This is a genomic window from Pseudomonas sp. PA-4-8C, from assembly GCF_021606625.1.
GTDB classification, from domain to species: Bacteria; Pseudomonadota; Gammaproteobacteria; order Pseudomonadales; family Pseudomonadaceae; genus Aquipseudomonas; species Aquipseudomonas lactis.
Map to the genome: position 1 here is coordinate 1 of NZ_WKCD01000600.1, position 541 is coordinate 541.

Below are 541 nucleotides of genomic sequence, written 5' to 3' on the forward strand. Positions count from 1 at the left end.
GTACCACTGGAACAGGCGCTCTTGCGGGCTGGTTTCCAGGTAGGGCACGTGCAGTTCGATCACGTGTTTCTGGCCGATCCGGTCCAGACGCCCGATACGCTGTTCCAGCAGGTCGGGGTGGGACGGCAGGTCGAACAGCACCAGGTGATGGGAAAACTGGAAGTTGCGGCCTTCACTGCCGATTTCCGAGCAGATCAGTACCTGGGCACCGAACTCTTCATCGGCAAAATAAGCCGCCGCGCGGTCACGCTCCAGGATGTTCATGCCCTCGTGGAACACCGTGGCCGGAATGCCGGAGCGCACGCGCAGGGCGTCTTCCAGGTCCATGGCGGTTTCGGCGTGGGCGCAGATCACCAGGACCTTGGTGCGCTTGAGCATTTTCAGCTGGTCGATCAGCCACTCGACCCGTGGGTCGAAGCGCCACCAGCGGTTCTCTTCCTCGATGTCCGGTTGCGCCTGGAAGCTGACTTCCGGGTACAGCTCGGCGTGTTCGCCCAGGGGCAGTTCGAGGTATTCGTCCGGGTTCGGCAGCGGGTAGGCG

The 541-nt window shown here is 62.8% G+C and carries 1 protein-coding gene; it reads right to left on the reverse strand.

What is annotated here, in order from left to right; all coding sequences use genetic code 11:
• Positions 1 to 541: helicase-related protein (locus GIW04_RS31215; RefSeq protein ID WP_268939296.1), on the reverse strand; the 541-nt coding region annotated here is incomplete at both ends.